Here is a 7,284-nt window from a genome sequence, read left to right on the forward strand (position 1 = left end):
AAAGGCGGAATATCCGGTATTAGTCGCCCGCACTGACCATCTATCGGTTTCAATAGCCCGCATTATATCCAAGGCGTGATGTTGAAATGGCATAGAGGGGCTGTAATGAGCATCGTTAGAAGCACTGAGAATAAATTGCCCCCCGGTAGCAGCTTGACGGCGAAATATTTCGGGGAAAGCGGAGTCATAACATATACCAACTATAGCCCGACCAAAGGGGGTATCAAATATCTGATTGGTTGTCCCTGGTACTTGGTGAGCATCCAGCGGTGATAAGCGCCCAATTATACCGCCTAAAATCTCCTCAAAGGGTATATACTCCCCCAGTGGGACTAATTTAGTTTTGTCGTAACGGCTGAAAATTTCACCATTCCCAGTGAAGGTAAATAAACTATTTGTATAACTGGTTCCCTGTTCTCCAAAAGCCCCAACCCAAGCAACTACGCCTTTTTCTTGCACTGCTTGAATTAAGCTAGTGTTGGGGAGGTCGCGCTGGAAATAGGGTAAAGCTGCTTCTGGGGTAAGGACTGCATCAACACCTTGATCTACTAGATTGTAATATCCACTGGTGTAACCTGCTAAAGCCCGCCGCAAACCTTGGGGTATAAGTTTAATTTCGTTGGGGATATTACCTTGGATAATTCCCACCTGCAAAGCTGCTGCTGGTGGTTGGGCGATGGGACGGCTATATAAATAAAACCCCAACAGGTGTAAAGTCATGAATAGTGAGATGGCGATCGCCAACTGTTGCTTGACCACCCGACCAGAGGAGGAACTTCTACTGTGGTGGTTAATCCATGCTTCTGCAATTAAACCATTGACTGCAACTATGGCGGCGGTGACGGTGTTCGGTCCTGATAGTTGACCCAGGTGTAAAATTACGAGGTTGTGGGGACTTTGTGTATAAGCCAAGGAACTCCACCACAAGGGTCCAGCACTCCAGAGACTTTCTAAGCCGCACCAAATAGCTGTACCAAATAGAACACGTAGCCCCGATTTTTTCCCCGCCCAACGAGCCATAACCGCCCCCCACAGGGTGAGGAGCAACCCCCCAAGTAGGCTAATAAATGACCAACAAAACAGGGTAATTGCTAAACTTGGTAACCAAGCAACGCCCAACCAGTTCATAGGATGAATCCCAGTAATCCAGGATAGGGCGACACCATGATAGCCAACACCCCAGGCCAGTCCCAGGAGGGGGGGAGATGCAGGAGAGGTAAAAACTAATACCCACAGAGGGGCGAGGGCAATCCAGGCGAAAAACCATGCACCCACGGGGGCTACAGTTAGCCCCATTAAGACACCACTGGCGCAGGCGATCGCATAGGGGAGTAAGGTTGTTACCCTTTCCCTATATTTTTTACTCAGCTGCTTCCACATCTTCACCGCTATCAGGAGGAACTATAGCTACACCATTAATGGCATCATCTTCATCCAGACGCTGCACTCTCACCCCAGTGGCTGATCGCGATTGTATGGAAATGGCATTCACCGCTTGACGGATGATTATACCACGATTAGTCACCATCATAATTTCATCGTTATCATTGTTAACAATCCGTAAGGTGGCTAATTGGTCTTTCATCTTACGGTTTTTGAATTTGGTAGCCATTAAACCCTGACCAGCGCGGTTTTGCAGTCGGAATTGGGCCACTGGTACGCGCTTACCATATCCGCCCATGGTAATCACTAACACCCAAGGACCAATAATACCGTTACTTGGTACTTCTAGGGATTCCTCCTGGATGTCTATGTCTGCGTTGTCTATGTCTGCGGTTTCCTCTGTATTTAAGGTGTCCAGAATGGCGGCGGGGAGTATATCCATCCCTACGAGTTCATCGCCATTTTTTAGTTTCATGGCTCTGACTCCCCGAGTGGCTCTACCCAGAGGACGTAGCTGTTCATGGGTACATCGAAAATGAATCGCCATCCCTTGACGAGAACCCACTAGTATGCTATCTTCTACCCTCGCCCGGCGTACCCAGCGCAGTTGGTCCCCTTCTTCCAGAGAAATAGCAATTAAGCCGTTAGCTCTGATGTTACTAAATGCGGCTAATTCGGTTTTCTTAATATTGCCGCCTTTGGTGAGCATAACTAGATATTCTTCACTGCTAAACTCATCTACGGGGACAATTGAGGTAATTTTTTCTTCCTTGGGAATGGGTAGCATTTGCACAATGGGTGTGCCGCGACTGGTACGGGAACCGACAGGAATTTGATAAGCTTTTAAGCAGTAGACGACACCGCGATCGCTAAAGAATAAAACACTGTCATGATCGCAGCAAGTTAAGAAATGCTCAATGGTATCATCATCTTTGACCTTAGCGGCGGCTTTCCCTCTGGTAGCGCGGCTTTGGGCTTCAAAGGTGTTGACAGGCATCCGTTTGATGTAGCCTTGTTCTGTGACTAAAATGATGGCTTTTTCATTAGCAATCAGGTCACGCTCATCTATATCGCCTTCACCGGGTAAAATTACTGTACGCCTGGGTGTTGCAAAGCTGGTTTTTAGCTGAGTGACTTCGGTTTCGATGATTTCTAGTATCCGTTCTCGCCGGGCTAAAATATCCTGTAAATCGGTAATTTGGGTTTGTAAATCTGCGTGTTCTTGACGAATTTTATCTGCTTCTAAGGCTGTCAAACGCCGCAGCTGCATCTGTAGGATAGCATCGGCTTGGACTTCTGACAGCCCATAATTTGTAATTAACTCTGCTTTGGCTGTGGGTGCGTCGGGTGCATGACGAATTAAAACAATAATTGCATCTAATTGAGATAAGGCAATTAATAACCCCTGGAGGAGATGATCACGAGCTTCGGCTTTTCGCAGTTCGTAGCGGGTGCGTCTGGTAATTGATTCAACGCGGAAATCTAGGAAGACTTCTAAGAACTTCTTCAGGGTGAGGATTTCCGGTTTACCATTGACCAGGGCCAGCATATTCGCCCCAAAGTTGGCTTGGAGGGGGGTTTGCTTGTAAAGGTTATTGAGGACTACACGGGGGTATGCATCCCGCTTCAATTCAATCACGATTCTCATCCCATCGCGATCGCTTTCGTCTCGAATATCTGCAATTCCTTCCAGACGCTTCTCATTCACCATGTCGGCGATTTTTTCAATCAACCCCGCCTTGTTAGTTTGGTAGGGTAACTCAGTGATAATAATTGCTTCTCTATCCGGTCTTCCTCGTTGTTCTACCGTTTCAATGGTAGCCACACCCCGCATAGTAATAGAACCGCGTCCAGTGGTGTAAGCTTCCCGAATCGCTGCTGTTCCCAACACCTGGGCCCCTGTGGGGAAATCTGGACCGGGAATATACTCCATTAATTCCAGGTCAGTGATTTGAGTGTTATGAATCAGCGCCACCAAACCATCAATTAATTCCCCCAAGTTGTGAGGGGGGATATTGGTAGCCATACCCACCGCTATACCGGAGGAACCATTGAGCAACAATTGGGGGATGCGTGATGGTAATACTGTCGGTTCTTGTTGGGAACCGTCGAAGTTATCGATAAAATCTACAGTTTCTGATTCAATATCTTGGAGGAGGGACAGACTAGTTAAAGCTTGTAACCGACACTCTGTGTATCGCATGGCCGCCGGTGGGTCATTGTCTACCGATCCAAAGTTACCATGACCGTTAATCAGGGGCGATCGCATAGAGAAGTCCTGCGCCATCCGTACCAAAGCATCATAGACCGCTGTATCACCGTGGGGGTGATATTTACCCAAAACCTCCCCAACTACACGGGCGCATTTACGAAATGGGCGATCGTGAGTCAGTCCCAGCTCGTGCATTGCATAGAGGATGCGACGATGCACAGGTTTAAGACCATCCCTTGCATCTGGGAGCGCCCGACCCACAATCACACTCATGGCGTATTCCAGATAAGACTGGGACATTTCATTGCGCAGGTCTGTGGGGATAATCCTCTCCTGTGAGGTTGTCATAATCTAAAAAACTCCAAAAAATGTAGATTTTAGCCCTTACGCTTGTTGCCAGCGTCAAATTATTCTGAATTAATCTTGAATAATTTCCATATTTTTGTTAACATTATAACATATAATCTCATCTTTTGCACCTAAAGTAACCAGCTAAAATATCGAGAAATAAACTGGAAAACTAGAGTTTTTGCCTATGGTAATATCACAAACATTATGAATGTATTTTTAGTAACTATTTTATAAGAAAAAATAACTAGAAACATCTCATTTATAACTAATAGTTTATATTCAAATTAATTGCCAAAAAAAAGTTATTTTAGCCAGAAGATAGTCCTTCGATCCTAAGCAGTCTTACATCTGTAGTTAATCAACTTTTTCCCATACTGGAAATAAGACAGAACAGCCATAGATTAGAAACAATAATAGTAAATAAAGCAATCCTAAATGATTCATGAACAATTTCTGTTCCCTGTTCCCTGTTCCGGTGTTCCCTTTCCTCACTCATAATTTCTCAAGTCAAATAGGATGACTATATATTACCATTGAGGTATGGGGAAAATAGGAATTTAACTCCCACTGATAGTACCCCCTAACTACCACATATCTTAAGGTGAAGACTAGGAGTTAAAATAAATTGCCATGAATCACCAAAAAGTTTTCAACTCAGGGGAAAAAGCTCACCCAGAAGATGCTGCATCTCAATTAAGTCCGGAGGTGCTAGACATGATCAAACATCCTCCCAAAATGGATGATGTCATCCGCGCCCAATCGCCAGCGGAACGGAGGGGGAACCCTGCTTTAGTACCGGAGATGCTAGAGCAACCAATCGATGAAACCCTTGAGGAGCATCAAGGATAGAGCAACAATCAGGATAGAATAACCGAGAGTATTCTGCTGACCATGTTTCCTTATGTTATCAGTCATTTATTCTGATGAGTTTCTAGACCACAAAACTGGAAGATATCATCCCGAAAAGCCGGAACGCTTGACGGTAATAGTCAATGCTCTCAACTCAGCCGCCTTTGGGGAAAAAATTACTTGGCTTACCCCTACGCCAGCATTAGAAAGGCCATCGCTTATACCCACACTACTCAAAGCCCATGATCCAGCCTACATCAACAAAGTTAAAGAAATTGCCGCCAGTGGAGGGGGTTATTTAGACGGTGATACACCAGTTTCTCCCCGCAGTTATGATGTAGCATTATTAGCAGTAAGTGCCTGGTTGGATGGGGTGGATACTGTACTCACCTCCGCTAACCCGGCTTTTGTCTTAGCACGTCCACCGGGACACCATGCTGAACGTAATACTGGTATGGGCTTTTGTTTATTTTCCCATGCGGCGATCGCCGCTTTATATGCCCTGGAACAACCGGGAGTTAACCGCGTGGCCATTCTCGACTGGGATGTACATCATGGCAATGGTACCCAGTCCATCGTGGAAACTCACCCCCAAATTGCATACTGTTCTTTACATCAGCATCCGTGTTATCCCGGTACTGGGAGAGCTTCTGAGAAGGGATTATATGATCATGTCTTAAATTTACCGATACCCCCTGGTAGTAATATCACTGTATATCAGCCACTCATAGAAACGAAGGTCATACCGTTTTTAGCTAACTTTCAGGCGGATTTACTGATTGTCAGTGCTGGTTATGATGCCAATGAGTCAGATCCTTTAGCCAATATTAATTTACAGCCTCAAGACTATGCCTTATTTACGAATGCTTGTCTAGGACTAACTCGGAAAATTCTCTTTGGTTTAGAAGGTGGTTATGATTTTACCTCCCTCTCCCAATCTGTGTTAGCCACTATTGAAAGCTGCTTAATTTAACTTAAATATCTCTTGTCGGGTGCGTCAGACCCTATAAATTGTGGAAATCAAGAGATTTTTGATATCTGACGCACCTAAATATTAATTTATATATATTTTCTGTATTCTAAGTTACAAAAAGCCAATTAAATTCATCTCATTTTCACAAAAAAAAATCTGTTTACCCTCATAAACTGTCTAAAGTTTTGTTAAGATGCTAATGAAAGTCATTGTTCCATGAGAACTGTTAAATCAGTAAATGGAAACATGAACAGTAACAACAGCATAGAGTTGACAAGGTGAAACAATGAGCACCTATATGTTTTTTGAAGATGCCCTGAGAATGTTTGCTAATATCTATTTGCTATCAGCAGTCATGCTCATAGCAGCTTCTGGTGTTGGTTTAGCAGTGATAGAAACCATTGAAAAAACAGGAGAACGCTAAATAACACCCCGGTGGATCCTTCGTGTCAACAGATTCCAGTAAAGCTATTGTCCGCCAAAAAATGCAAGTTTTACAGACAGACCACATCTAGAGGGAAATCACTGTAAAGCTACTGTAACTTAATTTTTACTAGCGATCGCCTCGCAAAACCCCACTTCATGGAATTGGAAACTATAATTCTCTGCGCCCCTCCAAGGCTCTAGCTAGTGTCACCTCATCTGCATACTCCAAATCTCCCCCCACGGGTAGACCAAAAGCAATACGTGTAACCTTGGTAAATGGTTTAAGTAGCTGACCGATATACAGGGTTGTTGTCTCCCCTTCTATAGTCGGACTAATAGCCACAATCACCTCTTGGATTTTTTGTTGACTCACCCGACGCACCAAAGCTTGAATAGTTAGCTGTTCAGGTCCAATACCATCCATAGGGGAAATCACCCCACCTAAAACGTGATACTTACCTTTATATTCGCGGGTTTTTTCCAAAGCAATCACATCACGAGAATCAGCTACCACACAAATAGAGGTATTATCGCGGTTAGGATGACGACAAATTTCACAAACAGGATCAGCAGATAGGTGAAAGCAAACAGAACACAAGCCTATCTGCTTTTTTGCATCAATCAAGGCTTGTGCTAATGCTTCTACTTCGGCTTCGGGACGTTTTAAGATGTGCAAAGCCAATCTTTGGGCTGATTTGGGACCAACTCCTGGTAGGCGTTGCAACTGCTCTATTAACCGTGCTAAAGGACGTGCGTAAACCGTGGTTTTATCTCCTGTATTTTCTCATCATCAACTATGATGACATTTTTCCGGTCATGTTTTTAGATTGTGCGATCGCTTCGTCAGCTGGAGTAATTAGGTTAAAAAACAAAAAAAGCCCCCTATTTCTAGGAGGCTTTTTTAGATTCAGCTAAAGTTTATGATTAGCCGTTGATTGCAGGAGCGGTTAAAGCAACAGGAGCAACTTCACCAGCAGCCAAGTCTAAGGGGAAGTTGTGAGCGTTACGCTCGTGCATTACTTCCATACCCAGGTTAGCGCGGTTGATCACATCAGCCCAGGTAGCGATGACGCGACCTTGAGAGTCAATT

6 protein-coding genes and 1 pseudogene are annotated in these 7,284 nt (G+C 44.5%); 3 read left to right on the plus strand and 4 right to left on the minus strand.

Features of this window, described 5'->3' with window-relative positions; all coding sequences use genetic code 11:
* Together lnt and gyrA are read right to left on the minus strand one after the other, a co-directional pair.
* Nucleotides 1–1,380 (minus strand): apolipoprotein N-acyltransferase (gene lnt / locus PN447_RS08930; RefSeq protein WP_271762462.1); only part of this gene is annotated, 1,380 nt, incomplete at its 3' end.
* Nucleotides 1,361–3,943: a DNA topoisomerase (ATP-hydrolyzing) subunit A gene (gene gyrA / locus PN447_RS08935; protein ID WP_271762464.1), complete on the minus strand. Its 2,583-nt coding sequence runs from the start codon at nucleotides 3,941–3,943 to the stop codon at nucleotides 1,361–1,363. The genes lnt and gyrA, both read right to left, overlap by 20 nt.
* 633 nt (nucleotides 3,944–4,576) lie before the next feature.
* Between gyrA and PN447_RS08940 the strand changes: the two genes are divergently transcribed.
* From PN447_RS08940 to PN447_RS08950, 3 genes are all read left to right on the plus strand, one after another.
* Nucleotides 4,577–4,795, plus strand: coding sequence for a hypothetical protein (locus PN447_RS08940; protein WP_271762465.1), 219 nt, complete (start codon nucleotides 4,577–4,579; stop codon nucleotides 4,793–4,795).
* A 52-nt stretch (nucleotides 4,796–4,847) separates the two neighbouring features.
* Entirely contained in the window at nucleotides 4,848–5,768 is a 921-nt protein-coding gene (locus tag PN447_RS08945) for a histone deacetylase family protein (RefSeq protein ID WP_271762467.1), read from the plus strand.
* 286 nt (nucleotides 5,769–6,054) lie between these two features.
* On the plus strand, nucleotides 6,055–6,192 hold the full coding sequence (locus PN447_RS08950; RefSeq protein WP_271733528.1) for a hypothetical protein: 138 nt from the start codon (nucleotides 6,055–6,057) through the stop codon (nucleotides 6,190–6,192).
* A gap of 171 nt (nucleotides 6,193–6,363) precedes the next feature.
* Here the strand turns inward: PN447_RS08950 and recR are convergent, their stop codons facing one another.
* The gene (gene recR, locus PN447_RS08955) at nucleotides 6,364–6,918 is read right to left on the minus strand and encodes a recombination mediator RecR (RefSeq protein WP_271762470.1); all 555 of its coding nucleotides are present in this window, start codon (nucleotides 6,916–6,918) and stop codon (nucleotides 6,364–6,366) included.
* Between the two features lie 200 nt (nucleotides 6,919–7,118).
* Nucleotides 7,119–7,284: pseudogene (locus tag PN447_RS08960) on the minus strand (photosystem II q(b) protein); the annotation flags it as partial.

The sequence above is a fragment of the Anabaena sp. CS-542/02 genome (assembly GCF_028331085.1).
Taxonomy (GTDB): Bacteria; Cyanobacteriota; Cyanobacteriia; order Cyanobacteriales; family Nostocaceae; genus Anabaenopsis; species Anabaenopsis arnoldii.

Excerpts from the sequence above, each read along its gene's own strand:
- gyrA (WP_271762464.1), bottom strand. The coding sequence starts at position 3,943 with ATGACAACCTCACAGGAGAGGATTATCCCCACAGACCTGCGCAATGAA.
- PN447_RS08945 (WP_271762467.1), top strand. The coding sequence starts at position 4,848 with ATGTTATCAGTCATTTATTCTGATGAGTTTCTAGACCACAAAACTGGA.
- PN447_RS08950 (WP_271733528.1), top strand. The coding sequence starts at position 6,055 with ATGAGCACCTATATGTTTTTTGAAGATGCCCTGAGAATGTTTGCTAAT.
- PN447_RS08940 (WP_271762465.1), top strand. The coding sequence starts at position 4,577 with ATGAATCACCAAAAAGTTTTCAACTCAGGGGAAAAAGCTCACCCAGAA.